Genomic DNA, 26,181 nt, shown 5'->3' with positions numbered 1-26,181 from the left:
GGAAGGGGCTCCCCGCGATTACGTCACCGCGGGGATTCACTATTCGAAGTGGGCAGATCTTGTGGCCACCAGTGGGCAGTCCGGTTGGCCGTCAGCGGGCAATTCCCTGGCCGCCTATGGGCAGTTTTCCATGGCCGCTAACATGCCGCCCCGCGGATCCGTCACTCAATGTATTTACGGTGGAGCAAAGTGCATCCATCGACGGGCCTAGCGAGGCGGCTGTGCAGACCCGTCACTCGATGCATTCCCTTAGCCATGCAGTGCATCCAGTGACCAACCTGCGCCGGCCTCCATGTGAATCCGTCACTCGATGCGGGGCAAGACAGGCCTCAAGCACCGAGGAGTTTCCGTCTGACTAAGAGGACGAGGTCTCGCCACCGCGATCCGTTCAGATCAGTTTTAACGACGTGGATGAGCTGCATCTTTTGGTCTTGGAAGTGCCTGTCGCGCAGTACATCGCGATCGATCGTCGCCTGATCGGTGAAGTGAACTTCTCCGTCGTAGTTGAAGTACACGCCGAGATCTTCGTACCCGAGATCCGGCCGATAAGTCTCACCATTTGGCAATACAACGACAGGCTGGATCGACGGTTCGGGGAGTCCCTCTTCAATCAGTTTCAGGCGAAGTATTGATTCCATTGGCGATTCCACCCCGGGTCGAGCTAGAACAGCAGCATCGCGCATTTTCCCGATGCCCCGCATGCGTTTGAATTTCTCGAACATCGCAGGGAACTGGTTCGGCTTGAGGTGCGGATCCCTATTGAACCGCAGACCCGGGTATGAATCCGAGCTCGAGAGTAGTGCATCGAGCATCACAGTAATGTCGGCCTGCTCGAGGTGCCAAGCGGAGGTCAATACCGCCAAGACCGGGGAAACAACCGGCACTCCGTCAATGAAATCCCGTTTGAATAGGTCATCCCGAATGCACCTACTCGCTACACCATCTATACGCACCCGCGAATCCGATACGCGAGTGAGCACTTCTGCGTCAGGCGACTTCTTCTCGGTGCTTTTCGGAACGCGCATTCCCCACATCGCAGCGGCGGCCAGTCCAGAAATGGCTTGGCCTTCTTTGAGCCTCTGCCCCAATGCAAGGGCACGCTCCAGCCTGGTCTCGGGTTTGGCCAGCGACCTTACGCCCACGAACGGGGCGTGAAGAGTTTTCGATCGTAAGTGCCCGCGCGTCAGCCCGGCGGCTAGACCATCTGCATATGCAAAAGGGACCGTTTCAAGGTGCTCTGGCAATTGAAGTCGTGCGCCCATGGACGGCACCGTACGCGGAAGCTCGTCCAACGACCTGGACCAACGAACTTTCTGTGGGCAAGCGGTGGCGTGGCTCGGATTGTGAGTAATTCCGAGTTCACGTCAGGATCCGTTCGCGTCGATCCTAGGCTCGCCAGCTCGTGCCGCGTCCTCGTCAGTGCGACGAGTGACGGGGATGCAGGGAGGCTGGCGCAGGCCCGTCAACGGATGCACATCACGCTGCTAGGAAAGCATCGGCTGACCGATCTACGCAGGAGACAGCGTAGGCCCGTCACTGGATGCACACTCTGCCGCCGCGAATACATCGAATGACGAACTTGCACAGCGGCCGGCGCAGGCCCGTCACTGGATGCACACTCTGCCGCCGCGAATACATCGAGTGACGGATTTGCGGAAGGTGGCGTGGCGGAGCAGCCGTACCACGACGCGAGCGACGACGCGCGGCCCGCCGCTACAACCTACGCGGCGAAGGCGGCGCGGGCTTCCTCGGCCGACGCGGTCTGCAGCACGCGCTGCGCGATCTCGCGGGCCTGCTCGAGCGTGTATTGCTTCAAGGATGCGCGCACCCCAGCCAATGCGGGCGGCGCCATCGACAGCGAAGTTACGCCCAACCCGATCAGCACCACGGCCAGACGCGGGTCGGCTGCAGCCTCGCCGCACACGCCCACGGGCTTGCCGGTTTGCTGCCCGGCGGCACCGACCATCGAGATCAAGCGCAGCACCGCGGGGTGCCACGGGTCTTGGTAGTTCGCGACGGTCCCCAGCACGCGGTCAGCGCCGAGCGCATACTGCGTGAGGTCATTCGTACCGATCGACACGAAATCGCTCGACCGAAGCACCTGCTCCGCCACAACCGCAGCGCTCGGCAGCTCCACCATCGAGCCAACAACCGGCAGCCCGACCGAACGAGCGATCCCAGTGAAGTACTCGGAGTCCGCCGCATCGGCGACCATCGGCGCCATGACCCAGAGCTCCGCGCCCGTGGCGGCCTGCGCATCCCGCAGCGCCTCGAGCTGGGTACGCAGCAGCGGCTCCTTTTCGCGCAGGATGCGGATGCCTCGCATCCCGAGGGCAGGGTTCGCCTCTTCGGCGTCGTTCAGGAACGAGAGCGGCTTGTCGGCGCCCGCGTCGAGCACGCGCGCCACCACCTTCTTGCCCGCGAACGGGGCGAGCAGCGCCGTGTAGTCCGCAACCTGCTGCTCGGCGGAAGGCGCCTCGTCACGGTCCAGGAACAGAAACTCGGTGCGGAAGAGTCCGACACCCTCGGCGCCGTGATCCAAGGCGACCTGCGCATCCGCCGGCTTGCCGACGTTCGCAAGCAGCGCCACGGGCGTGCCGTCCGCGAGCGCGCCCGGCTCAAGCGGGGCCGACTCGATCTCAGCCTGACGCTGCTGCTCGGCGCGCGCCACGGCAATATCGGCCTCGGTGGGGTCGACGACCACGAGCCCCTGCCCCGCATCCACGATCAGCGTCTGCCCCTCGGCGATGTCATCGGCACCGGCCACCGCGACAACCGCGGGCAGGCCCTTCTCGGCCGCGATGATGCCGGTGTGAGCCTTGGGCGAGCCGTCTCGCGTCACGAACGCGAGTACCTTGTCAAGGTCGAGTTTCGATGTGTCGGCGGGGGCAAGGTCAACGGCCACGAGGATGAACGGCTCGTCTCGCACCGGGACTTCCGGCACCGGCACGCCCGAGAGATCGGCGCGGATGCGCTGGGAAATGTCGTTGAGGTCGGTCGCGCGTTCCGCCATGTAGCCGCCAAGGGACTTGAGCGTCTCGGCATAGGACGCAAACGACTCAAACACGGCGCGCTCGGCGGTCTTGCGATTGACAATCGCGTCGTTCACCATCTGCGCGATCGACGGGTCCGCAGCCATCATCGACTGCGCATCCAGCACCTCTTTCACGGACCCCTCGGCAGTCGATGCGCGAGCCGCGAGATCAGCCTGAACCGTCGAGATCGAAGCACCAGCTCGAGCCTGCTCGGCATCGACGTCACCCGTGAACGGTGTGTCTCTCGGTTCCGGTAACGGCGCCGGCATCCGGACCGCCTCACCAATTGCGACTCGGGTTCCAACACCAAAACCAGAGAGGTTCATCTTTGCCTCGCGATCTCACAGATTAACAACACCTAAACGCAATACCGTTCAGTTAGGGTTACAGCGGTGTAGTTTGGTGGTATGCCAAGAGCTGGGTGGAAGAAGTCGGAGTCCGAACGTCGGTTGTCGGATTTGGTGTCGGTCGGTGTGCTGACGCGGGTGTTCCCGCCCGGCGTGGTCGATGACGTGATCGCCGAGACAGGTCGTACCGAGCAACGTCATCGCTCGCTACCGGCGCGGGTGATGGCGTATTTCTCCATCGGAATGGCGCTGTACTCGGAGGGGTCGTACGAGGACATCTGGTCGCAATTGACCGATGGCCTGTCCTGGGCCTCTGGCTGGACCGAAACCTACACACCACCGAGCAAGTCTGCGATCTTCCAAGCTCGGGCCCGGTTGGGGTTCGAACCGTTGGCTGCGCTGTTCGAGCGAGTCGCGAACCCGATCGGTGACGCGAGCACGCCGGGTGTCTGGTTGGCGGGCCGTCGGCTGGTCGCGATCGATGGAATGTGCCTCGATGTTGCCGACACTGCGGTGAACCACGCGCACTTCGGTCGACCTGCGACCAGCAAGGGCGAGCAGTCCGCGTTCCCCCAAGCCCGGGTCGTGGCGTTGGCGGAGTGTGGCACCCACGCCATCTTCGCTGCTGAGATCGGCCCCTACCGCGAATCCGAAGCGACCCTCGCTGCGCGGCTTGTGCCGAAGCTGCAACGGGGGATGGTGCTCACCGCCGACCGCGGGTTCTTCTCCTACGCCCTGTGGCGGAAGGCTACCGCGACCGGCGCGGACTTGTTGTGGCGGATCCGCACCGACAAGAGCGCACCGAAGCCGGTCCACGTCGCGGATCTACCCGACGGGTCGTGGCTGGCTGACCTGCGCCAGACGCACTCGGCCGCAGCCCGGCGGGCCGAGCCGATGCGCGTGCGCGTGATCGACTACACGATCGATGACGGCCGCGAACATCCCGAGCGATACCGTCTGTTCACAACCCTGCTTGATCCGGATGAGGTGTCTGCCACGCAGCTGGCCGCCGGTTATTCCCAGCGGTGGGAGATCGAGCTGGCCTTCGACGAGCTCAAGACCCACCAACGAGGGCCGCGTACGGTGCTGCGTTCCAAGTCTCCGGATCTGGTGTTGCAGGAGATCTGGGGACACTTGTGCTGCCACTTCGCGATCCGGTCCTTGATGGGCGAGGCTGCCGCCCATCAAGGGCATGATCCGGACCGGGTGAGTTTTGTTGCTGCGTTGCGGATCACTCGTCAAACCCTCGCCCATCCGGGCGCTTTTTTCCCCTGACCAGCATGACCGCGACGGTCCCGGCTGGCTCGGGTTCCTTCGCCGGCTCCTTGCGCGGCTCAATCCCGTGCGTCGACGCCGTTCTGCTCCCCGGGTGGTGAAACGGAAGTACGTGAAGTGGCACGTCAAACGTGCCGAGCACGCCGACTGGCCCCAGCCTGCTAAGCAGACGACGATCAGCGTCAGTCGCTGCTAACTGAACGGTATTGCACCTAAACGAAGTCTATGGATTCACCTCGTACGCTGGCTGGGTGACTGAGAATCGCGAACACGAACTGTCATCCACAAAAGCCACGATCATCCCGCCTTTCCCGAGCGTCGACGAGGACAAGGGGGCAGCGGGCAAGCTGCAGGCGTTCACCAAATGGATCCAAGCAACGCGTCCGATGCGCGCCATCCAACACTGGTCGGCGCGACGCGGCGGCACACTCGCAGGTGGCATGGCCTACTCGGGACTCTTCTCCGGGTTCGCGGCGTTGCTTGTGTTCTTCTCCGTAGCGGGGCTTGTGCTCGCGAATAACAAGGAGCTCCTGCAGAGCATTATCGACTCGATCGGGCAAGCGGTACCCGGCTTGATCGGGGAAGGCGGGGTCGTCAGCGAAGAAGCGCTCCTGGGCCTGAACGGCACCGCATCCTTCACCGTCGCCGGTATCATCGCGCTCGTCTCGGCGCTGTGGACCGCCCTCAACTTCTTGAACGGCGCGCGCCTCTCGATCCGGGCGATGTTCGATCTGCCGACACAGATCAACCGCAATTTCATCGTGATGAAGCTCGTCGACCTCGGCCTGCTCGTGATGTTCGGGCTCGGTCTCGCGATCTCCGCAGTGCTCACCGCCGCGAGCTCCGGCATCACGACCTGGCTCCTCAACGACGTGTTGGGGCTCGGAATTTCGGGGTTCACGTCGGTCGTCATCCGGATCGTGACCGTCCTGATCACGCTCCTGTTTGATGCCCTCGTCGTCGCCGCGATGCTGCGGGTACTGTCCGAGGTGCGCATCCCGCTCAACACGCTCTGGCAGGGCGCACTCCTCGGCGGCGTCGCAATCATGATCCTCAAGCAGCTCGGTTCGATGCTGCTCGGCGGCGCATCCTCAAACCCGCTGCTCGCGACGTTCGCGGCCCTGCTTGGTGTGCTCATCTTTATGAATTTCCTCTGCATGGTGCTGCTGATCTCCGCGGCGTGGGTCAAGGTCACGATGGATGATGTGGGCCAGGCCCCGAGGCTCCTCACGGCCGAAGAGGCGGATGCGATCGCAAAGGAATCGGAGCTGAAGGCGCGTCGGGAGCGGCTCGCGGCCGACCGCATCAGGGTCGCGGAGGAACTCAACACGGCGCCTCGCGGGAAACGGCGCAAGCTGCGGCGTGAGTACGAGGGGATCGTTCGCGAGCAGCGGCAGCTCGAGGATGACGCACTCGCCCGGCGATTGGGCTACGACCCGCGCGAGGCGGTCGCTGAGCGTGAGGGAATCGAACCGGAGGAAGTCAGGATTCGGCGGTAGGTGGGGACGCTCGTTTCGATCCCCGAGTAGGCCGCAGGCCATATCTAGGGGCGCGTTTCGATACGCGCTGCGCGCTACTCAACGAGCGACCGTCGCTGCGCGCTACCCAACGACCGAAGGAAGCCGCCGATACACTGGGGCTCATGTCTCAAACGATTCGCCTGGCCTCCGTCAATGTCAACGGCATCCGTGCCGCCTACCGCAAGGGCATGCACGAGTGGCTTGAGGGCCGCGGGATCGACATCCTCGCGATGCAGGAGGTCCGCGCGAACCGGAAGCAGGTCGACGACCTCATCAACGACGGCTGGCACCTCGAGCTCGAGGAAGCTAGCAGCCCCGGCCGCGCTGGCGTCGCGATCGCGAGCCGCACCCCGCTGGGCGACGTCCGCCGCCGCGTGGGGCCCGATGAGTTCGACTCCGCGGGCCGCTGGCTCGAGGTCGACTTCGATGTCAACGGCACGCCGCTCACCGTGGTGAGCTGCTACGTCCACTCGGGCGAGGCGGACACCCCGAAGCAGGAAGAGAAGTGGAAGTTCCTCGACGCGATGGCCGAGCGCATGGCTGAGCTTCGCGCCGAGCGCGAGCTCGCGGTGGTCGTCGGTGACCTCAACGTGGGCCACGACGAGCGCGACATCAAGAATTGGAAGGGCAACGTCAAGAAGGCGGGCTTCCTGCCGCGCGAGCGCGGCTATTTCACGCGGATGTTCACCCCGCTTGGCGAGTCGGCCGTGCCGGTCGATGGCTCTGGTGGCGTCGGCCTCGGCTGGGTGGATGTGGGGCGCGAGCTCTCGGGCGATGTCCCCGGCCCGTACACGTGGTGGTCCTACCGCGGCAAGGCCTTCGACACGGATGCGGGCTGGCGCATCGACTACCAGGTCGCGACCCCGGAGCTGGCTGCTCGCGCATCCAACTACACGGTCGACCGCGCGGCCGCCTACGACCAGCGCTGGAGCGACCACTCCCCGGTCGTCGTCGACTACGAAATCTAGTCCGCGCGGCCGCAAATGACCCCGGTTTTATGCCGGGGTCTAGCATTACTTCGTACACCTCACGTCTAATCAGGAAATCTTTATGTCGAAACCGGTCATCTTCTCGGGCATGCAGCCCTCGTCCGACTCCCTTCACCTCGGGAACTACGTCGGGGCCCTCACGAACTGGGTGAAGATGCAGGATGACTTCGACGCGATCTTCTGCGTCGTGAACGAGCACGCGATCACCGTCGCGACCGACCCCGAGGATCTCCGCAAGCGCACCCTCTCAACCGCGGCGCAGTACATCGCCGCTGGCATCGACCCCGACCGGTCGACGCTGTACGTGCAGTCGCACGTGCCCGCGCACGCGCAGCTCGGGTGGATCCTCGGCACGATCACCGGCTTCGGCGAGGCCAGCCGCATGACGCAGTTCAAGGACAAGTCGCAGCGCTTCGGCACCGAGGGCACGACCGTGGGCCTGTTCACCTACCCGGTGCTCATGGCCGCCGATATCCTCCTCTACCAGGCAAATTCTGTGCCCGTCGGCGAGGACCAGCGCCAGCACATCGAGCTCACGCGCGACCTCGCGAACCGCTTCAACTCGCGCTTCGGTGAGACGTTCGTCGTCCCCGAGGGCTTCATCCCGAAGGCGAGCGCCAAGGTCTATGACCTGCAGGACCCGACCGCGAAGATGTCGAAGTCGGCAGACTCGGATGCGGGTCTCCTGCGCATCCTGGACCCCGCGAACGTAACGAAGAAGAAGATCATGCGCGCGGTGACGGATGCGGATGGCGAGATTCGCTACGACCCCGCCGAGAAGCCTGGCGTTTCGAACCTGCTCACGATCTACTCGGTGCTGACCGGACGCGAGATCGAGGATGTGGCGAACGAGTACGCGGGCCACGGTTACGGCGACCTCAAGAAGGGTCTTGCCGAGGCCGTCGAGGCGACGTTCTCGCCCATCCGCGAGCGCACGAATGAACTGCTGAACGACCGTGGCGAGCTCGAAAACCTGCTGCGCAAGGGCGCCGAGCGTGCCAACGAGCGGGCCGAGAAGACGCTCGCGCTCGTGCACGAGCGAATCGGTTTCCCGAAGGGTTTCTAGGTAGTCTGCGCCGATGCCGAATTCAGGGAAGCACGCCATCCCCACACGCGACGACGCCGAAACGCAAGTGCGCGACATCCTCGTCATCGTCCCGACGTATAACGAGCGGGAGAATATCGAGACGGTCGTCGGCCAGGTGCTGGATGCATCCACCCGCGTCGATGTCTTGATCGTGGACGACGGCTCCCCCGACGGCACCGGCCAGATCGCCGAGTCGATCGCAGCGCAGACCTCGCGCGTGACCGTGCTGCACCGCAGCGGCAAGCAGGGCCTCGCGAGCGCCTACCTCGAGGGCTTCGACGTCGGTCACGAGCGCGGCTATCGCTACCTCTTCGAGTTCGATGCCGATGGGTCGCATCCTGCTGACCGCCTGCCAGCACTGATCGATGAGCTCGATGGCGGGGCCGATCTCGTGATTGGTTCGCGCTGGGTGCCCGGCGGCGCGACCGAGAATTGGCCGCTCAACCGCAAGCTCCTCTCGCGCGCCGCAAGCCTGTACTGTCGCTTCGCGCTGAAGTCGGACATCCGCGATATCACGGCTGGGTACCGGGGCTTCCGCGCGAGCGAGCTTCGCAAGTTTGATCTCGCGCCGGTAAGATCGGCGGGTTACTGCTTCCAGATCGAGATGGCTTGGATGTTCGAACGCGTCGGAAAGCGCGTCGTCGAAGTACCAATCACGTTTGCCGAGCGAGAGTTCGGCACGTCCAAGATGTCCCGCGGCATCATCATCGAGGCCTTCTGGCGCGTCGGGTCCTGGGGACTCGGCTATCGCGCGCGCGGTCTGGAGTACCGGTTGACCGGTAAATAAGAGCCGAAAGCTGTCCTATGTCTGATGAATCTCGTGCGCGTTTTGAAGTTGAAACGCACCTCCCCACCGAGCACGGTGAGTTCCGGGTGCGCGCCTACACCGACACGGTGACGGGCGACCTCCACCTCGCGATCATTAGCGGCGACCCGAAACCCGGCGCACTCGTGCGCCTGCACTCGGAATGCCTGACCGGTGAGGCGTTCGGCTCACTCAAGTGCGAGTGCGGCCCGCAGCTGGATGCGGCGCTCGCCGCGATCCACGAGCAGGGCGGCGTGGTCTTGTACCTGCGCGGCCACGAAGGGCGCGGCATCGGCCTGCTCAACAAACTGCGCGCTTACCGGCTGCAGGAGGACGGGCTCGACACCGTGGATGCGAACCTCGCCTTGGGACTCCCCGCCGACGCCCGCGAGTACGCGGCCGCCGCATCCGCCCTCATCGACATGGGGCTCACGAGCGTGCGGCTGCTCACGAACAACCCCGCGAAGTCGAATGCGCTCACCGCCCACGGCGTCGAGGTAATCGAGCGCGTGCCACTCGAGGTTGGACGCAACGCGGTGAATGACGCGTACATGCGCACCAAGGCGCTGCGCATGGGGCACCTGCTGAGCGATAGCGGCTCGAGCGACAACGGGCATCCCGACCCCCTCGTGCCGCCGAGCGCCTAGCCGCTCCCAGCATCCCGGGCCACCGGGACTCGATAGGCTCGTGAGCATGGAAATTCTCAAGGATATTCTGCTCATTCTCCACATCATCGGTATCGCCGGACTTTTCGGCGGCTGGTTCATGCAAGTCTCGAAGATCTCGAAGGGCACGGCCGTGATTCCGGCCGGCATGGTGCACTCCGGTTGGCTCATGCTGATTTCGGGCATCCTAATGTTCGGCGTGAACGAGGCCATCGGCGGGGTCACGATGGACATCCGCATCAAAATCCTGGTCAAGCTCATCATCGCGATCGTCGTGATGGTCCTCGTGTTCATGAACCGCAAGAAGGAGTCCGTGAACTCGGGAGTAATGTGGGCGATCGGCGGGCTCACGCTCGCCAACATCGTCATCGCCGTTCTCTGGAAGTAACCCCCTCCCCCAACCCCCCGGAAAGATCACGTGAGCGACACCAGCACACCCACGAAACCGCGCCGTAAGCCAGACCGCGAGCAGCCGCACTCTGGCACCCCACGCGCGTCGCTCAAGCAGCTGTGGCCGTACCTCTTCGAGGACAAGAAGATGATGGCGGTCATCATCGTGATCTCGATCGTGGGGAGCGCGTTCGACCTCGCCCAGCCCATCCTGATGGGCCTGCTGATTCAGCGGGTCGAGGCGGGCGAGTTCACGTCGTGGATCGTGTGGGTGCTCATCGCGGTCGTGCTCGTCGCTGCGCTGCTATCGGGGTTGCAACACTTCCTCCTGCAGCGCACCGGCGAGCGCATCGTGCTGAACGCACGCCGCCACCTCGTGCGCAAGATTCTTCGCCTGCCGATCGCCGAGTTCGATGCGCGCCGCACCGGCGACCTCGTCTCGCGCGTCGGTAGCGACACCACCTTGCTGCGCGCGGTGCTCACGCAGGGCCTGATCGAGGCAATCGGCGGCACGCTCACGTTCGTCGGCGCGGTCATCGCGATGCTGCTGCTCGACTGGGTGCTGTTCCTCATTACTATCTCGTGCATCGTGGTCTCGCTCGTGATCGTCGTCTTCCTCGCACGCAAGGTGGCCACCGCATCCGCCGCCGCGCAAGAGAAGGTGGGCGAGCTGACCGCGTCGGTCGAGCGCGCCATCTCGGCGATGCGCACGCTGCGCGCTTCGGTTGCGACCGAGCGCGAAGAGGCTCGCGTGATGGAGGACGCCGAGGGCGCCTATCGCCGCGGCCTCGACATCGCCGCGATCTCGGCCGTGATGGTGCCGGTCTCGATGCTCGCGCTGCAGCTGTCGCTCGTCGCCGTCCTCGGCGTCGGCGGCGTGCGCGTCGCCGCGGGCGAGACTTCGATCGCCTCGCTCATTTCGTTCATCATGTTCCTCTTTATGATGATCGCGCCGCTCGGCCTCATGTTCGGCGCGGTCTCGGCCGTGGCCTCCGCGCTCGGCGCCCTCGGACGCATCGAGGAGATTCGCGCGCTCCCCGACGAGGATGCGGACGATCGTTCGGATGCGCCGCTCGTGACCCTGCAGGGTCCGGCGAACGTGGGTGCGCAGCCTTCCGCACCAGCGCTCGAGTTCGATGCGGTCTCGTTCCGGTATCCCGACAACGTCGTGCGCGCGGCTCGCGCGAAGGCGGATGCATCGGGCCGCTTCGATCGCTTCGTCACGCAGACGGGTCGGGCGGCTCGAAAGGCGGCTGAGGAGCTGCTCACGATCGATGAGTCGGATGCGGTCGAGTCGCCCCTCGTGCTCGATGACGTCTCGTTCACGGTGCCCCGCGGCCACAAGGTCGCTTTGGTTGGACCGTCTGGCGCAGGCAAGTCCACGACCCTCGCTCTGATCGAGCGCTTCTATGACCCGTCGAGCGGCGTCATCCGCATGGGCGGCGTCGACCTCCGCGCGATCGACCGCTCGGAAATGCGCGCGCAGCTCGGCTACGTGCAGCAGAATTCCCCCACCCTCGCGGGCACGATCCGCGACAACCTCCTGCTCGGGCGGCCCGACGCATCCGACGAGGAGTGCGTCGAGGTGCTCCGCGACGTCAACCTCGGCGACGTCCTCGATCGCTCCCCCGATGGGTTGGATGCGCAGGTCGGCGAGGCGGGCGTGCGTCTTTCCGGAGGCGAGCAGCAGCGGCTGGCGATTGCCCGGACGCTCCTGGCCGCCCCGCCCATCCTGCTGATGGATGAGTCAACCTCGGCGTTGGATGGCCGAAACGAGGCGCTCATCCGCGATGCGCTCGACCGCGCCGCCGAAGGCCGCTCGATGGTGATGATCGCGCACCGGCTCTCGACGGTCGTGGATGCGGATGAGCTCGTCGTGCTGGACCACGGCCGGGTCGTCGGTCGCGGCACGCACGAGGAGCTCATCGAGACGACGCCGCTCTACCGCCGCCTCGCGCAGCACCAGCTGCTCGCGTAGGTGCTGTTGTCGCTGCGGGTGGGGCTGGTTGCGCTGCCGGGGTGCCGGTGCCGGTGCCGCGCGTGCCGGTCACCATTGCAAGTAGCGCTCACCCCTGCTTGTGCACGGGCAGGGCTGAGCGCTAGCGACAATGATGACACCGCATCGCGCCGACAGCTATTGCAGGTAGCGCTCAACCTTGCTTGTGCACGGGCCCGAGCAAGCGCTAACGGCAATGATGACCCCACCGCGCATCCACAGGTATTGCCCGTAGCACTCAACCTTGCTCGTGCACGGGCCCGGGCAAGCGCTAACGGCAATGATGACCCCACCGCGCATCCACAGAGCTATTGCCCGTAGCACTCACCCTTGCTCGTGCACGGGCCCGAGCAAGCGCTAACGGCAATGGTGACGCCGCATCGCACCGACAGCTATTGCAGGTAGCGCTCACCCTTGCTCGTGCACGGGCCTGGGCAAGCACTAGCGGCAATGCTTGGGCGATGGCTCGGGCCCGCACCGTGCGCATCTCCTCAAATTGAGCATGTAAACATGCTCATGTGAGTGGAGCAATGGGGGCACAGTGGACTTATGCCTCAGCGAGCCGAGAAGTGGGACGAGTACGTCCGTACGCTCGGCCTGAATTTGCAGCGGGCACGAAGCGAGAAGGCGATGAGCCAAGAACGCGTCGCCTCGGCGGCCGAGATCTCGGTGTTCACGTACCGCAAACTCGAAAAAGGCGAGTCGAATCCCGGAACGGCGGCGAATCCGCGGCTCCGTACACTAGTCGCGCTCGCCGAGGTGCTCGAGGTACCGGTCACGGAACTCCTGCCGCCAGCGCTGCCAGGCATTACGAACGGCCGCTGAGCGGCGTTAGCCCATGCCGCGTACCAGATTGCGTAGCCAACTCACTTGACCCGACGCCGAGCGGGACGGCATCGCCCAGTCGGTCTATGTCGGAGGCTCGTGGTCGAATGTCTCCGTGCCGTGCGAACCGAGTTTTTCGACCGAAGGCTTGAGGCATGATTCCTTCTTGGCAGCAGGACCCGTGCCCGGAGTGGTGCGCTCGCGGGCACTCTGAGGGCGACCATCCGGAAGACCGAGTGCACCGCTCGGTCGGCGAGGCCCTCGCGGTGCTCAGCCGACGGACCGACGCAAACCTCGCCCAACGCGTCTCCGGGGAGGAATACGAGGTCGGGCTAAGCCGGCGCGACGGATCTGACACCACGTGGGTCTACATCGGCGCAGGCCCGCGCGAGTACCTGGAGCTATCGCTCGAGAGCGCTCGGCAGCTCGCGGATGTGCTGGCTCGGCAGCTGCCTGAGGAGGGGCGAAGTGGTTGATGGCGGGGGTGGCGCGCGGCATGCATCGCGAGCATCCGGCGGCTAGAGTTGGAAGATCGAGTGCTGCAGTAAGGAGGCTGGGTTATGTCGCGAGTTACGACGCGCCGCAAGGCCGTTCTCGTGCGCGCGGGCGAGGGCTCGAAACCCAAGCGCGAGACCCTCGCAGGCGAGGAGCCGCTCGAGATTCGCGTCAACGGCAAGCCGCTCGCGGTAACGATGCGCACTCCCGGCCACGACTTCGATCTCGTCGCCGGCAACCTCGTATCCGAGGGCTTCCTCGGCGGCCAGCAGGACCTCGCCACGATGCGCTACTGCGCCGGTAAGAACGAGGAAGGCGAGCAGACCTTCAATGTCATCGACGCTGCCGTGATCGGCCTCAACCCGGCGAGCATCTCTGAACGCCGCGTCGTCACCACGAGCGCGTGCGGAGTATGCGGCACCACGTCGATCGACGAAGTGACCAGGCAGTCACGCTTCGGCGCGCATCCTACCGACACGCGCATCCAGGCCGACATTCTGCTCGACCTGCCCGACCGGCTCCGCGAGGCGCAGAAACTCTTCGACACCACGGGCGGCCTCCACGCCGCAGGCCTCTTCACCACCGACGGCGAATTGCTTTGCGCGCGCGAAGACGTCGGCCGCCACAACGCGGTCGACAAGGTCATCGGCTGGGCACTGCGCGAAGGCAAACTGCCGCTGCGCGGCACCGTCATGCAGGTCTCGGGCCGCGCATCCTTCGAGCTCGTGCAAAAATGCCACCTCGCGGGCATCCCGATCATGAGCGCCGTGAGCGCGCCGTCCTCACTTGCCGCCGACCTCGCCGACGAAGTCGGCATCACCCTCGCCGGGTTCAGCCGCGGCGACCGAATCACGCTGTACACCCACCCAGACCGCGTCGAAGTCGTGGAAGACTTCGTGACCGAAGGAGCATCCACGTCATGACGAAGCACAGCTACAAGTCGCCGGTCGAAGACATCAACGAGGATGACCTCGTCGTCTCGAAGCCGAAGCTCGCCGCCGCGGGCCTCACGGGCGTCTCGGTCGCCTTCCAGCGCGGGCTCGAGCAGGGCGGCGTCACCCGCACGCTGCGCTCGATGCTGCGGGTGAACCAGGACAAGGGCTTCGACTGCCCCGGATGCGCGTGGCCGGAGCCCCTCGGCAAACGCAAGCCCGCTGAGTTCTGCGAGAACGGCGCGAAGGCCTTCGCCGAGGAGAACACGACCCGTCGCGCCGACCGTGACTTCTGGGCCGCGAACTCCATCGAGGAGCTCAGCGGCAAGACCGAATACTGGCTCGGCCAGCAGGGCCGTATCACCGAGCCGATGATCATCCGCCCCGGCGAGACCCACTACTCCCCCATTCCGTGGCAGGAAGCGTTTGACCTCATTGGGGAGCGCATCCGCGCGACGACCCCGGACCGCACCGTCTTCTACACCTCGGGCCGCACCGCGAACGAGACCGCGTTCATGTACCAGCTGTTCGCGCGCTCGCTCGGCACGAACAACCTGCCGGACTGCTCGAACATGTGCCACGAATCCTCCGGCAGCGCACTCAATCCCACGATCGGTATCGGTAAGGGCACCGTCTCGCTCGAGGACATCCACAACGCGAAGCTCGTGTTCGTCGTCGGCCAGAACCCGGGTACGAACCACCCCCGCATGCTGTCGGCGCTCGACGAGTGCCGCAAGAACGGCGGCAAGGTCGTCGCCGTGAACCCGCTGCCGGAGACCGGTCTCCTCAACTTCAAGGACCCGCAGACCCCGCAGGGCCTGATCGGCAAGGGCGTACGGATCTCGGACGAGTTCCTGCAGATCAAGGTCGGCGGCGACCTCGCGCTGTTCCAGGCGCTCGGTCACCTGCTCCTCTCGTTCGAGGATGCGGCGCCCGGCACGATCGTCGACCAGGAGTTTGTCGAGACGCGCACCGAGCATTTCGAGGCGTACCGCGAGGCCCGAAAGCACATCGATTGGGACGAGACCGAGCGCGCCACGGGCCTGTCGCGCGACGAGATCGCGAAGGTCGCGCGGATGCTCGCCGACTCGGATGCGACGATCATCTGCTGGGCGCTCGGCGTCACGCAGCAACCGCACTCGGTCGACACGCTGCGCGAGTTCGTGAACATCCTGCTGCTGCAGGGCAACTTCGGCAAGCCCGGCGCGGGCGCGTGCCCGGTGCGCGGTCACTCGAATGTGCAGGGCGACCGCACGATGGGGATCTGGGAGAAGCCCGCCCCGTGGCTGCTGGATGCGATTGATCGCGAGTTCGGGATCGAGTCGCCTCGCGAGCACGGTTACGACTCGACCGAGTCGATCGAGGCCTTCGAAAACGACGATATCGATGTGTTCGTCTCGATGGGCGGCAACTTCGCCCTCGCGAACGCCGAGACCGAACGGCTCGAGGCCGGGATGCAGCGGGCCGGCCTGACGGTGCACGTGTCGACCAAGCCGAACCGCTCGCACGTGGTGCACGGCAAGACCTCGCTGATTTTGCCGACGCTTGGCCGTACCGACATCGACGACAAGCACCCGGGCGGCGTGCAGGTGCTCTCCGTCGAGGACTCGATGTCGATGGTCCACACGACCCAGGGCCGCCTGAAGCCGGTATCGGAGCACCTACTCGCGGAGCCGGTCATCATCGCACGCATGGCCGAGGCAACCTTCGGCCCCGACCACGTCATCGACTGGCGCGCGATGGGCGACGACTACGACGTCATCCGCGACCGCATCTCGCGCACCCTGCCCGGCTTCGAGGACTTCAACCGCCGCGTGCGCCAGCGCAACGGCTTCCAGCTGCCCTCGCCCCCGCGCGACACCCGGACCTTCGCGACGCCGACCGAGCGCGCGCAGTTCACGGTGAGCCCGCTCGAGTATCTCGAGGCGCCGGAGGGTTACCTGATCCTGCAGACCATGCGCTCGCACGACCAGTACAACACGACGTTCTACGGCCTCGATGACCGCTACCGCGGCATCAAGAACGGCCGTCGCGTCGTGCTCGTGCACCCCGACGACCTCGCCGCGCTCGGCTTCAAGGATCGCGACATGGTCGACGTCGTGAGCGTTTTCCGCGGCGAGGAGCGTCGTGCGAATGCGTTCCGTTTGGTGGCGTACCCGACGGCTCGTGGATGCGCGGCCGCCTACTTCCCCGAGGCCAACGCGCTCGTGCACCGCGAGCTAGTGGCGCGCGAGTCGAATACCCCTGGCTTCAAGGCGATCACGGTGCGCTTCGAGCGGGTCGACGCCCCGCAGATGTCGTAGCACGTACCGGAGATGACAGCTCCCGCATCCATCGCCGTGATCGGCGGCGGCATCATTGGCGTTGCCACTGCGCGGGAAGGCTACCGCGACTGGTCGGTGAACCCGTCACCGGATGCACTCCCCCAGCGGTTCCCCGCTCAGGGCGCGGGGCGCAGGCGGGCGTGGTGGATGCGCACTCGCACTATCGCGCCAGCCTGCGGCAGGCGCTCCGAGTCGACTCGCGCCAGCAGGCCGCTGCGTAGGCGCGCACGCACCGCCGAGCCGTCGCCGACGAGTGACTCGACTGCATCCGCAAATGAACTCGCCGACATCGCGACGTTGCCGCCCGCATCGGTCCGAGCAGCCTCGCCATCGCCGCCGACCGCACCACGTCCAGAGTCGACAAGCTCCACGTGATCCGGCGCCGCGAGTAACAGCGCCGAGGCACCGACTCGAAGCGACCGGTCAACCTCGACCCCTCGCAGCGGGATGCGCGCCCCCGACGCGGTGACCAGCGCATCCGTCGCAAGCGTGCCCGGCACCCGGGCGAGCCCAGCGAACGACGCTGCAAATGCGCTCGCCGGGGCGCGCTGCAGATCTCGAGTCTCCAGTCGCTCGACGACTTTCCCGCTCTCGAGCACGATCACGCAGTCGGTGAGCCGGACGGCATCGACCAGGTCGTGCGTGACCAGCAACAACGAAAGCCCGCGGGCCCGCACCTGCTCGGCGGTGATCTCGCGCACCTCGACTGACGCATCCACGTCGAGTGCCGCGAACGGCTCGTCCAGCAAGAGCGTCGAGGGCTCCGTCGCGAGCGCCCGGGCGAGCGCAATCCGCTGCCGCTCTCCGCCCGATACGGAGGATGCGGCTGCTCCAGCGAGGTGGTCCACGCGAACCTCCTCGAGCATCCGAGCCGCAATCTCGCGAGACTCGCGCCGGGAGCGACCGGCGGAGCGCGGGCCGAACGCGACGTTGTCGAGCACGCTCAGGTGCGGAAAGAGCAGGCCATCCTGGGCGATGAAACCAATCCCGCGCGCTTCGACGGGGATGCTCCGCCAGGGATGCCCGCCGAGCGTGACGGTCGAAGCTCGGGCTAGTTCCGTCAAACCCGCGAGTCCGGCGAGCAGCGTGGATTTGCCGGAGCCGTTTGCGCCGATTATCGCGACTCGTTCGCCCGGCCGAAGCTCGAGCGACGCGTCGAGCGTGAAGCGATCGCGCGGGACCACGACCCGTCCCGAAATACCGGAATCCCGAGGACCTCCGGACGCTATGCCACGCTCGCCAGCCCCGTCGCCCGCGCGCGGCAAGTCGGCGCGCTCGTCGGGACCGGCTCCACCGGACGCAGAGTCAGCTCCCGCGGCACCGCTCCCGGCAGCACCCGCCGCAACACTGCTCACAGCCCGTTCACCCGCCAACCACGCACCGCGATCAACACCGCAACCGCCGAGGCGACGAGGATCACCGCGAGCGCATACGCCTGCTCAGGCCCGCCCGTCGCACCGTTGAAGACCGAGTAGATCGCGAGCGGCATCGTGCGCGTGACGCCCTCGACGTTGCCCGCGAAGAGAGCGGTCGCGCCGAACTCGGCCAGCGACCTCGAGAAGCTCATCGTCGCCCCGGCCACGATCGCGGGCCGGATAATCGGCAGGGTCACGCGCCAGAGCACGCCCTGCCTGGATGCGCCGAGCGTGCGCGCGACCGGCTCGAGCCGCGGGTCGACGGCGCGAACGGCCTGCTCCACCGACACCACGAGGAACGGCAGCGCGACAAACACCTGCGCGATCACCACCGCCGGGGTCGTGAAGGGCAGCGTAATGCCGAGTGCCCCGAGCAACGAACCGAGCAGACCGTTCCGCCCCAAGAGCGACAACAGCGCGAGACCACCCACCAACGGCGGCATGAGCAGCGGCACCAGCACGAGCGCCCGCGTGACGTTGGCGGCTCGCGGCCGGGCCCGCGCGATCGCGATCCCGAGCGGCACGCCCAACACGATGCACACCGCGGTCGCGACCAGCGCCGTGCCGAACGACAGCCCGAGCGCTGCGAGCACATCCGACGACAGGAGCACGCTCGGGAACTCGACCCAGTCCACGCGCAGCAGCAGCGCGACGAGCGGCGCGACGATCGCGAGCAGCCCGAGCGCTGCGAGCACGGTAATGGGCCAGGGAGTGTGTCCCCGGCCCAGCATCCGCGCCCGTGTCGGCTCAGCGGTTACGGTCACGGTCACGGAATGACGAGGCCCGCTTCTTCGAGCACCGCGCTTCCGGCATCCGATCGCACATACTCAACAAACACGGCAGCGTTCGGGTTCTCCCCAAGGGTCGTAATCGGGTAGCGGTTCACGACCTCGGCAGCCTGCTCGGGCTCGATGCCCTCGAGGTCGGCGCTCGAGGTCACGAGGTCCGACTGGTAGACGATCGCCGCGTCAACCTCGTCGAGCTCGGCCTTCGCGAGCACGGCCGAGACGTTCGTCTCCTCGGTGGCACCGGTGATCTCGAGCCCGTTGAGCTCGAGCAGCTTCTGGGTCGCGGCACCGCACGGCACCTCCACCGCGCAGATCGCAATCTTCAGGTCGGGGTTGTTCGCGAGGTCGTCGAGCCCCTGAATGTCCTTCGGGTTGCCCGGCTGCACCGCGATAACCAGCGTGTTCTCGGCAAACACGCTGAAGTCGGTTTCGACGCCAGCCTCGGCGAGCGGTTCCGCACTCGGCTCGCTCGCGAGGGCGAGCACATCCGCCGGCGCCCCCTCGATCACCTGCTGCACGAGGTCCTGCGAGCCACCCGTCACGAGCGGGGCGATTTCGATATCGGGATGCGCGGCCGAGAAATCCTCGATGATCGTCTCGAAGGCTTGGGTCAGGGATGCTGCGGCCAGGATGTTCAGTGGCTCGGCATTCGCGGTGGTGGCGTCCCCCGCGCTCTCGTCGGGCGTCGCGCCGCCATTCGCGGCGCAGCCGCTGGTGCCAAAGAGCAGTGCAGCGCCAGCCAGCAACACCAGTCCGGTTCGTAATCGCTTCATCATTGAAACCCCTCCGTATCAACGGCCCACCGCGGCCGGAGCGCCCTCCCCACAATAGCCAATCTGCGAGCGCGGATTCGCGCGCCGCTGACCGAGCCCGATAAGGCTGACCGAGTCCGATAAGTTTGGACCTATGTCGTTCCACACCTACCGGCCCTGGGCCGAGCACCTCGAGCGCCAGGCGCGCCACGTGCGCCTGCTCGGTTACGGCCAGCCCGGCGTGCATCGCGCGAATGCGGCGCACGTCGTGGTGGTCGGCGCGGGCGGTCTCGGCTGCCCTGCGCTGCAGGTCCTCGCGGCCTCCGGAATCGGCATCCTTACGCTCATCGACGACGACGAGGTGGAGCGCTCGAATCTCGCGCGGCAGACGCTGTACCGCGAGGGCGATATCGGCCGCCCCAAGGTCGTGGCGGCGGTGGATGCGCTCAAGGGCCTCGGGCCGGAGACCACCTTTCAGCCGTGCCAGGTTCGTCTCGAGCGCGAGAACGCTGCCGAGCTCTTCGCCGGCGCCGACCTCGTCGTCGACACGACCGACCACTGGCCGACCCGCTTCGCCGTCGCGGATGCGTGCCGTGCCGCGCGCATCCCCCTCGTGTGGGGCAGCGTGCTCGGCTGGGATGCGCTCCTCACCGTGTTCCTCCCCGGCCCCGAAAATCCGACGCTCGATGACCTCGTGGATCGCGAGCAGCAGTTGACCGTCGAGGGCCCCAACTGCGCCACCGCGGGCGTGTTCGCCCCGCTCGTCGCCGAGCTCGGCTCCGCGATGGCGGGCGAGGCGCTGCGCATCGTGACCGGAGCCGGGTCTCCGCTCGCCGGAACCGTCCGGGTGACGAATGGCCGCACCGGTCGGGTCCGCGAGATACCGCTGGCCGCGGCCGACCCGACCGATACGTCCAGCACCACCACCGCCGAACCTCGGTCCACCAACCCCGCCCCGAGCATCCGCCCCGACGAGCTGATCGTCGATGTCCGCCCGGCCGCGCATCCCGACCTCGAGCTCGCGCACCGCTACCTCCACCTGCCGCTCGAGACGATCGCACAGCGAGTCGCGCAGGGCGAGATCGACGACCTCCCACTCGACGAGCCGCTCGTCGTCGCGTGCGCCCAGGGCCCCCGGGCGCGCTATGCCTCCGAGCTCCTCACCGAGGCGGGCGCCCGCGCGGTCCGCACGCTCCCCGGCGGTATCCCCGCCCTGTCCGCCCTCGTCGATCTCGAAACCCGCAATTAGCCAGGAGCCGCCGTGATTTCCTTCCCCGATCAGCTCGCCCGCGTGCTCGAGGCCGCCTACGCCGTCCGCGCCGAGGCCGACGCACAGCCGCAGCGAGTCCCGTTGCACGACGCCCTCGGCCTCGTGCTCGCCGAGGACGTCCACACCCCGGTGCCGCTGCCGGGCTTCGACAACTCGGCGATGGATGGTTTCGCGGTCCGCCGCGACGACGTCCTCGGGGCCTCGGCGGATGCGCCAGTCACCCTCCGGGTCGTCGCCGACATCCCCGCAGGCTCGGGCCTCGACCCGCGCCTGCAGCCCGGTGAGTGCGCCCGAATCATGACCGGCTCCCCCGTACCCGCCGACGCCGACGCGGTCGTGCCGTTCGAGCACACCGTGCAGGGCGTCGCGATCACCGAACAAGCGGCGCCGACCGTCGAGGTGACGATCGAGCCCAAACCCGCGGCCAACATCCGCCGCGCGGGCGAGGACGCACCGGCGGGTGCGCTCATCGCCGAGGCTTGCGAACGGCTCGGGGCGCGCATCCTCTCAGGGATCGCGGCGGCGGGCGTCGCCGAGGTCGCCGTCGTGCGCGCCCCGCGCGTCGCTATCATCACGACCGGCGACGAGGTCGTTGCCCCGGGCGGCACGGTCGCGCACGGCCAGATTTTTGATTCGAACACGACGCTCGTGGCCGGGCTCGTGCGCGAGTGCGGCGCCGAGGTCGCGCTGCAGACGCACGTCGGTGACGGCGGCACCGAGTTCGCGGATGCGGTGGCTCGCGCCGCCGAGGCCGAGGCCGACGTGATCGTCACGACGGGCGGCGTCAGCGTCGGCGCATTCGACGTGGTCCGGCTCGTGCTGAGCGGCGCGGGTGACAACGACGAGCCCTCCGGCGTCGCCTTCGATAAGGTCGCGATGCAACCCGGCAAGCCTCAGGGCTTCGGGCGACTCGCATCCGGCCAGCTCGTGTTCGCGCTCCCCGGCAACCCGGTGAGCGTCTTCACCTCGTTCGAGGCGTTCGTGAAGCCGACCCTGCGCATCCTCGCGGGGGAAGAGTTCGCGCGCCGCACATCCACCGCGACCGCTGCCGAAGGATGGCGGACCCCGCCGGGCCGCGCCCAGTTCATGCCGGTACGATCTCTAACATCGGGCGAGGTAGTTCGGGCCACCGCTGGCGGCTCCGGCTCGCACCTCGTGAGCCGCCTGGCCGCAGCCGAAGCGCTCGCCCTAGTCCCCGCCGAGTCCGAAGAGGTTCGACCCGGCGACCGCCTCACCATCTGGGAGATCCTGCCATGAACGATTTCACGCACCTCGATCGCGCCGGCCGAGTCCGGATGGTCGATGTCACCGACAAGGTCCCGACCGTTCGCAGCGCCACCGCCCGCGGGTTCGTGCGCTGCTCCCCCGAGATCGTCCGCGCGCTCGCAGACCAGAGCGTGCCCAAGGGCGACGTGTTCGCGACCGCGCGCATCGCGGGGATCGCGGCGGCCAAGAAGACACCCGAGCTGCTCCCCCTCGCGCACGTGATCGGCGTGCACGGCGCCCAGGTCGATGTCATGCTGCTCGATGACGGTGTCTCACTGCGCGCGACCATCCGCACCGCGGACCGCACCGGCGTCGAGATGGAGGCGCTCACCGCGGTTTCGGTCGCGGCGCTGTCGATCGTTGACATGGTCAAGGGCATCGACAAGGGTGTGTCGATCGAGCGCATCGAGCTCGTCGAGAAGACCGGAGGGAAGTCCGGCATGTGGCGTCGTCCCGGCGACAACACCGCGCCCTTCACCGGCGCCATCCCCGTGATTCAGCACGACCCGGTCGAGGACTAACTGTGACCGCACAGGATCGCGGCCTGCCAGAGGGCCTGTCCGAGTGGGTCGAGTTCGCCGCGCCCCGGCTCGGCCTCGACCCGGCCGAAGTGCCGCTGAATGACCTGCTCGGCATGACCGGCATCGTCGCCCACGGCGTCGTCCGCCCGGCGGCGCCGGTGTCGTCCTATCTGCTCGGGCTCGCGGTCGGTCGCGGACTCCTGACGAACGAGGAAGGTGACGCGCGGTTGCGCGAACTCGTACGCGAGTGGGCGTCGGAGCGTGAGTCGATTGCGGCTGGCAGCGCGGATGCAGACGGTGGCGCGGATGCGGAAGGAGGCCTGGATGCGTGAGGTCAGGCTATTCGCCGCCGCCGCGGACGCCGCTGGCGTCGAGTCGATCGAGGTCGAGGCAGACTCAGTCGAGGGCCTCCGGGAGCACCTCGCAATGCGCTTCGGCCCGGAGTTCGAGCGCATCCTCGCCCAATGCTCGCTCCTCGCCGACGGCAAGAAGATCAGCTCCGGCCCCCTCACCGCGGGCCGCGTCGACATCCTCCCGCCCTTCGCGGGAGGCTAGCCGTTTGATCCCTTCGTTCCAACCGAAGCACTGTTAAATTTAGTATCAATAATGATACTACTTCCTTTTGGCGAGTATCGAGAAACTATTCAAACGAATCCGCGAAAATTCGAATGGCGTACGTTTCAACGACCTCGCCCAAGTCTGCGACTACTACTTTGGTGAACCCCGCCAACGAGGAACATCACACCGTGTCTACAAGATGCCATGGAGCGGTGACCCTCGAGTAAACATTCAAGATAGTCGCGGGAAGGCCAAGCCCTACCAAGTTCGCCAAGTCCTGGCAGCGCTCGAGAAACTGGAAGGAGACCAGTCATGACCTCGCCCTCCGCCGACCACTACACGTACCGCGTTCGCTGGTCGGCCGAAGATCAAGAATTCGTTGGCACCGTCGCTGAGCTTCCCTCGCTCTCGTGGCTTGCCGAAAACCAAGAAGATGCGTTTGCAGGAATTCGCAAGCTCACCGCCGAAGTTTTGGCAGATATGACTGCCAGCGGAGAGACCCCGCCCGCGGCAATCGCTGATCGTTCGTATTCCGGCAAGTTCATGGTCAGAATCACGCCGGAAGCGCACCGACAGCTGGCAATCGATGCAGCTGAACAGCGCGTATCGCTGAATCGACTTGCTGCAAATCGACTCATTGGAATTTAGCGGGACCGGGTGTCGGAGAACTCCGCGAATCGCCGCCCGACTGCTAGGGTGGGCGGTCTAGGGAAGGTTCCCATGAATACCCCAAGCACCACACGGGGAGCGGCCTCGAACACCACCGCAGCGCAGCGACTCCCCTCGACCGGCCTCGAAGACCGCCGCGGTCGAGCGCTGCGAGACCTCCGCATCTCGGTCACCGATCGCTGCAATTTCCGCTGCGTGTACTGCATGCCGAAGGAAATCTTCGGCCGCGACTATCAGTTCATGGAGCGCAGCGAACTGCTCACTTTCGAGGAAATCACGAAGGTCGCACGCACCGCGCTCAGCTTCGGCGTCACGAAACTGCGCCTCACCGGCGGCGAGCCACTGTTGCGCCGCGGCATCGAGGACCTCATCGCCCAGCTCGCCGAGCTCCGCGCGCTCGATGGCAGAAAGCCCGACATCGCGCTCACGACGAACGGCTCGGCCCTCCCTGTCAAGGCCCAGGCGCTCAAGGAGGCCGGGCTCGACCGCGTCACCGTCTCCCTCGATTCGCTCGACGACGCAAAGTTCCAGGCAATGAACGACGTCCGCTTCCCCGTGGCGCGCGTCCTCGACGGCATCGCCGCGGCACAGGATGCGGGGCTCGGCCCGATCAAGATCAACACGGTCGTCAAGCGCGACACGGTCGATGAGATCCTGCCGCTGGCCCGCCACTTCCGTGGCACGGGCAACATCCTCCGCTTCATCGAGTACATGGACGTCGGCGCCTCGAACGGCTGGGTGCTCGACGAGGTCGTGCCCTCCGCCGAGGTTGTCGACATCATCGGCCGTGAGCATCCGCTTCGCCCGCTCGAACCGAACAGCATGGGCGAGACCGCGCAGCGCTGGGCGTACGAGGACGGCGAGGGCGAGATCGGCGTCATCTCGAGCGTCACCCGCGCGTTCTGCGGCACGTGCACGCGTGCGCGCATCTCCGCCGAGGGCAAGCTCTACACGTGCCTCTTCGCGGAATCCGGTTACGACCTCCGCGCGCTGCTCCGTGACGGCGCCAGCGACGAACAGCTGAAGGATGCGCTCTGCGGGGTTTGGCAGCGTCGAGACGACCGCTACTCCGAGCTGCGCTCAGGGCTCCTCGATGGCGGTAAGCCGACGCGCAAGCACATCGAGATGTCATATATCGGCGGCTAGCCGGCGGCGTGCGCCCGAGCGTCTAGACCGCGCACGCGCGATTGGCTGGCCAACGGCGAGTCGGCAGCGAGACAGTCTCGACGTACGAGCCGCGCGCCACGACCCACCAGCCCAACCGCGCGCTAGACGATCCCGACCCAGTTCGTCGCGCCGTCGACGGTGTGCTGCCGCTTCCAGACGGGCAGCTCCCGCTTGACCGTCTCGACGAGCTCGCGGCACACGTCGAACGCCTCCGCGCGGTGGGCCGAGCCGACGCACGCGACGATCGCGATATCTCCGACCGCGAGCGTCCCGGTGCGGTGGCTGACCGCAATCTCGAGACCCGGCGCATCCAGCGACGCGGCGATCTCGCGCAGCTTCGCCTCGGCGTCGGGATGCGCGGAGTAGTCGAGCTGGTTTACCTCGCCGCTCGCACCGGGGTCGTGGTTGCGCACGAGCCCTGTGAAGGATGCGACGGCGCCGTTCATCTCACCGCTCACGGCCGCGGCATGGCTCGCGAAGTCGAGCGGCTGCTCGGAAAGCGCCGCGATGCGGACGGTCATCGGTCGACCACTTCCCCACCGGCGGCGCGAATTTCCGCGAGCGCCGCGGCACGTGATTCCTTGCCCACCGCCGAGGTGAGGCCGTCGAGGACGCGCACCTGCACGCCCGCCTCGAGCGCGTCGAGCGCCGACGCACGCACGCAGTGGTCGGTCGCGATTCCGACGATGTCGAGGTCCTCGACATCGCGCGACGCGAGCACGTCGATCAGGTTCTGGCCCGCATCCGTCACGCCCTGGAACGCCGAGTAGTGCGGCGCACCTTGGCCCTTGCGCACCTCGACGTCGATGAACGAGGTGTCGAGGTCGGGGTGGAAGTCGGCTCCAGGAGTCCCAGCGATACAGTGCCGCGGCCACGTGTCGACGTAGTCGGGCTCAGCGGCGAAGTGGCCGCCGTTGTCGTTATCGGCGTCGTGCCAGTCGCGGGACGCGAGCACAACCGAGTATTCGCCAGCGTGCTCGCGAAGGTGCGTGGTGATATCGCGCGCGACCTGGGCACCGCCCTCGGTCCCGAGCGCGCCGCCTTCGGTGAAATCATTCTGTACGTCAACAATCAGGAGTGCTCGTGCCAT

At 66.5% G+C, this 26,181-nt stretch carries 26 protein-coding genes; 19 read left to right on the top strand and 7 right to left on the bottom strand.

Annotation, left to right across the window (positions count from 1 at the left end; translation table 11 throughout):
• Positions 1-329: 329 nt before the first annotated feature.
• Together GMOLON4_RS14350 and ptsP are read right to left on the bottom strand one after the other, a co-directional pair.
• Positions 330-1,262 carry a hypothetical protein gene (locus GMOLON4_RS14350; protein WP_146137590.1) on the bottom strand — a complete coding sequence of 311 codons (933 nt, stop codon included), beginning with the start codon at positions 1,260-1,262 and terminating at the stop codon, positions 330-332.
• A 458-nt stretch (positions 1,263-1,720) separates the two neighbouring features.
• Positions 1,721-3,361: a phosphoenolpyruvate--protein phosphotransferase gene (gene ptsP / locus GMOLON4_RS14345; RefSeq protein WP_026937865.1), complete on the bottom strand. Its 1,641-nt coding sequence runs from the start codon at positions 3,359-3,361 to the stop codon at positions 1,721-1,723.
• A gap of 81 nt (positions 3,362-3,442) precedes the next feature.
• Between ptsP and GMOLON4_RS14340 the strand changes: the two genes are divergently transcribed.
• From GMOLON4_RS14340 to GMOLON4_RS14285, 12 genes are all read left to right on the top strand, one after another.
• Complete coding sequence (locus GMOLON4_RS14340) at positions 3,443-4,657, top strand: IS4 family transposase (protein WP_026937887.1); 1,215 nt, start codon at positions 3,443-3,445, stop codon at positions 4,655-4,657.
• A 251-nt stretch (positions 4,658-4,908) separates the two neighbouring features.
• A complete protein-coding gene (locus tag GMOLON4_RS14335; RefSeq protein ID WP_051267218.1) occupies positions 4,909-6,156 on the top strand; it encodes a YihY/virulence factor BrkB family protein in 1,248 nt (415 codons plus the stop codon).
• Between the two features lie 143 nt (positions 6,157-6,299).
• The gene (locus GMOLON4_RS14330; RefSeq protein WP_026937587.1) at positions 6,300-7,145 is read left to right on the top strand and encodes an exodeoxyribonuclease III; all 846 of its coding nucleotides are present in this window, start codon (positions 6,300-6,302) and stop codon (positions 7,143-7,145) included.
• 82 nt (positions 7,146-7,227) lie between these two features.
• A complete protein-coding gene (gene trpS / locus GMOLON4_RS14325; RefSeq protein WP_026937586.1) occupies positions 7,228-8,232 on the top strand; it encodes a tryptophan--tRNA ligase in 1,005 nt (334 codons plus the stop codon).
• A gap of 13 nt (positions 8,233-8,245) precedes the next feature.
• On the top strand, positions 8,246-9,040 hold the full coding sequence (locus GMOLON4_RS14320; RefSeq protein WP_084147626.1) for a polyprenol monophosphomannose synthase: 795 nt from the start codon (positions 8,246-8,248) through the stop codon (positions 9,038-9,040).
• Between the two features lie 17 nt (positions 9,041-9,057).
• Entirely contained in the window at positions 9,058-9,705 is a 648-nt protein-coding gene (gene ribA, locus GMOLON4_RS14315) for a GTP cyclohydrolase II (RefSeq protein WP_051267215.1), read from the top strand.
• Positions 9,706-9,751: 46 nt separating this feature from the next.
• Complete coding sequence (locus GMOLON4_RS14310; RefSeq protein ID WP_026937584.1) at positions 9,752-10,111, top strand: hypothetical protein; 360 nt, start codon at positions 9,752-9,754, stop codon at positions 10,109-10,111.
• A 30-nt stretch (positions 10,112-10,141) separates the two neighbouring features.
• On the top strand, positions 10,142-12,091 hold the full coding sequence (locus GMOLON4_RS14305) for an ABC transporter ATP-binding protein (RefSeq protein WP_026937583.1): 1,950 nt from the start codon (positions 10,142-10,144) through the stop codon (positions 12,089-12,091).
• 567 nt (positions 12,092-12,658) lie between these two features.
• Complete coding sequence (locus GMOLON4_RS14300; protein WP_026937582.1) at positions 12,659-12,934, top strand: helix-turn-helix domain-containing protein; 276 nt, start codon at positions 12,659-12,661, stop codon at positions 12,932-12,934.
• Positions 12,935-13,089: 155 nt separating this feature from the next.
• On the top strand, positions 13,090-13,410 hold the full coding sequence (locus GMOLON4_RS14295) for a DUF6907 domain-containing protein (protein ID WP_146137536.1): 321 nt from the start codon (positions 13,090-13,092) through the stop codon (positions 13,408-13,410).
• Positions 13,411-13,494: 84 nt separating this feature from the next.
• Positions 13,495-14,352 (top strand): formate dehydrogenase accessory sulfurtransferase FdhD, encoded by an 858-nt coding sequence (fdhD, locus tag GMOLON4_RS14290; RefSeq protein WP_026937580.1) that lies wholly within the window; start codon positions 13,495-13,497, stop codon positions 14,350-14,352.
• Positions 14,349-16,664: an FdhF/YdeP family oxidoreductase gene (locus GMOLON4_RS14285; RefSeq protein WP_026937579.1), complete on the top strand. Its 2,316-nt coding sequence runs from the start codon at positions 14,349-14,351 to the stop codon at positions 16,662-16,664. Before fdhD ends, GMOLON4_RS14285 begins: the two co-directional genes overlap by 4 nt.
• A 137-nt stretch (positions 16,665-16,801) precedes the next feature.
• Here the strand turns inward: GMOLON4_RS14285 and GMOLON4_RS14280 are convergent, their stop codons facing one another.
• From GMOLON4_RS14280 to modA, 3 genes are all read right to left on the bottom strand, one after another.
• Positions 16,802-17,869, bottom strand: a complete 1,068-nt coding sequence (locus GMOLON4_RS14280) for an ATP-binding cassette domain-containing protein (RefSeq protein ID WP_051267213.1) — start codon at positions 17,867-17,869, stop codon at positions 16,802-16,804.
• Positions 17,870-18,036: 167 nt separating this feature from the next.
• Entirely contained in the window at positions 18,037-18,864 is an 828-nt protein-coding gene (modB, locus tag GMOLON4_RS14275; protein ID WP_322745121.1) for a molybdate ABC transporter permease subunit, read from the bottom strand.
• Between the two features lie 2 nt (positions 18,865-18,866).
• On the bottom strand, positions 18,867-19,664 hold the full coding sequence (gene modA, locus GMOLON4_RS14270) for a molybdate ABC transporter substrate-binding protein (protein ID WP_084147624.1): 798 nt from the start codon (positions 19,662-19,664) through the stop codon (positions 18,867-18,869).
• 130 nt (positions 19,665-19,794) lie between these two features.
• Here modA and GMOLON4_RS14265 point away from each other — a divergent pair, with 130 nt between their 5' ends.
• From GMOLON4_RS14265 to moaA, 7 genes are all read left to right on the top strand, one after another.
• Positions 19,795-20,889 (top strand): HesA/MoeB/ThiF family protein, encoded by a 1,095-nt coding sequence (locus GMOLON4_RS14265; protein WP_051267209.1) that lies wholly within the window; start codon positions 19,795-19,797, stop codon positions 20,887-20,889.
• Between the two features lie 12 nt (positions 20,890-20,901).
• Positions 20,902-22,167 (top strand): molybdopterin molybdotransferase MoeA, encoded by a 1,266-nt coding sequence (locus GMOLON4_RS14260; protein ID WP_026937576.1) that lies wholly within the window; start codon positions 20,902-20,904, stop codon positions 22,165-22,167.
• Positions 22,164-22,697, top strand: coding sequence for a cyclic pyranopterin monophosphate synthase MoaC (moaC, locus tag GMOLON4_RS14255; RefSeq protein ID WP_051267207.1), 534 nt, complete (start codon positions 22,164-22,166; stop codon positions 22,695-22,697). Before GMOLON4_RS14260 ends, moaC begins: the two co-directional genes overlap by 4 nt.
• A 2-nt stretch (positions 22,698-22,699) precedes the next feature.
• Positions 22,700-23,029 (top strand): DUF6457 domain-containing protein, encoded by a 330-nt coding sequence (locus GMOLON4_RS14250; RefSeq protein ID WP_211222707.1) that lies wholly within the window; start codon positions 22,700-22,702, stop codon positions 23,027-23,029.
• Complete coding sequence (locus GMOLON4_RS14245; RefSeq protein WP_026937575.1) at positions 23,022-23,252, top strand: MoaD/ThiS family protein; 231 nt, start codon at positions 23,022-23,024, stop codon at positions 23,250-23,252. Before GMOLON4_RS14250 ends, GMOLON4_RS14245 begins: the two co-directional genes overlap by 8 nt.
• A gap of 315 nt (positions 23,253-23,567) precedes the next feature.
• Positions 23,568-23,903: a type II toxin-antitoxin system HicB family antitoxin gene (locus GMOLON4_RS14240; protein WP_026937574.1), complete on the top strand. Its 336-nt coding sequence runs from the start codon at positions 23,568-23,570 to the stop codon at positions 23,901-23,903.
• Positions 23,904-23,975: 72 nt separating this feature from the next.
• Complete coding sequence (moaA, locus tag GMOLON4_RS14235; RefSeq protein WP_026937573.1) at positions 23,976-25,070, top strand: GTP 3',8-cyclase MoaA; 1,095 nt, start codon at positions 23,976-23,978, stop codon at positions 25,068-25,070.
• Between the two features lie 122 nt (positions 25,071-25,192).
• On the opposite strand, the gene GMOLON4_RS14230 is transcribed toward moaA, so the two are convergent.
• The gene (locus GMOLON4_RS14230) at positions 25,193-25,612 is read right to left on the bottom strand and encodes a molybdenum cofactor biosynthesis protein MoaE (RefSeq protein WP_026937572.1); all 420 of its coding nucleotides are present in this window, start codon (positions 25,610-25,612) and stop codon (positions 25,193-25,195) included.
• A complete protein-coding gene (locus GMOLON4_RS14225; RefSeq protein WP_026937571.1) occupies positions 25,609-26,181 on the bottom strand; it encodes an isochorismatase family protein in 573 nt (190 codons plus the stop codon). Before GMOLON4_RS14225 ends, GMOLON4_RS14230 begins: the two co-directional genes overlap by 4 nt.

The organism is Gulosibacter molinativorax (assembly GCF_003010915.2).
Lineage (GTDB): Bacteria > Actinomycetota > Actinomycetes > Actinomycetales > Microbacteriaceae > Gulosibacter > Gulosibacter molinativorax.
The sequence above is the reverse complement of the archived record's forward strand: the minus strand, read 5'-3'. Positions and strand labels throughout refer to the sequence as shown.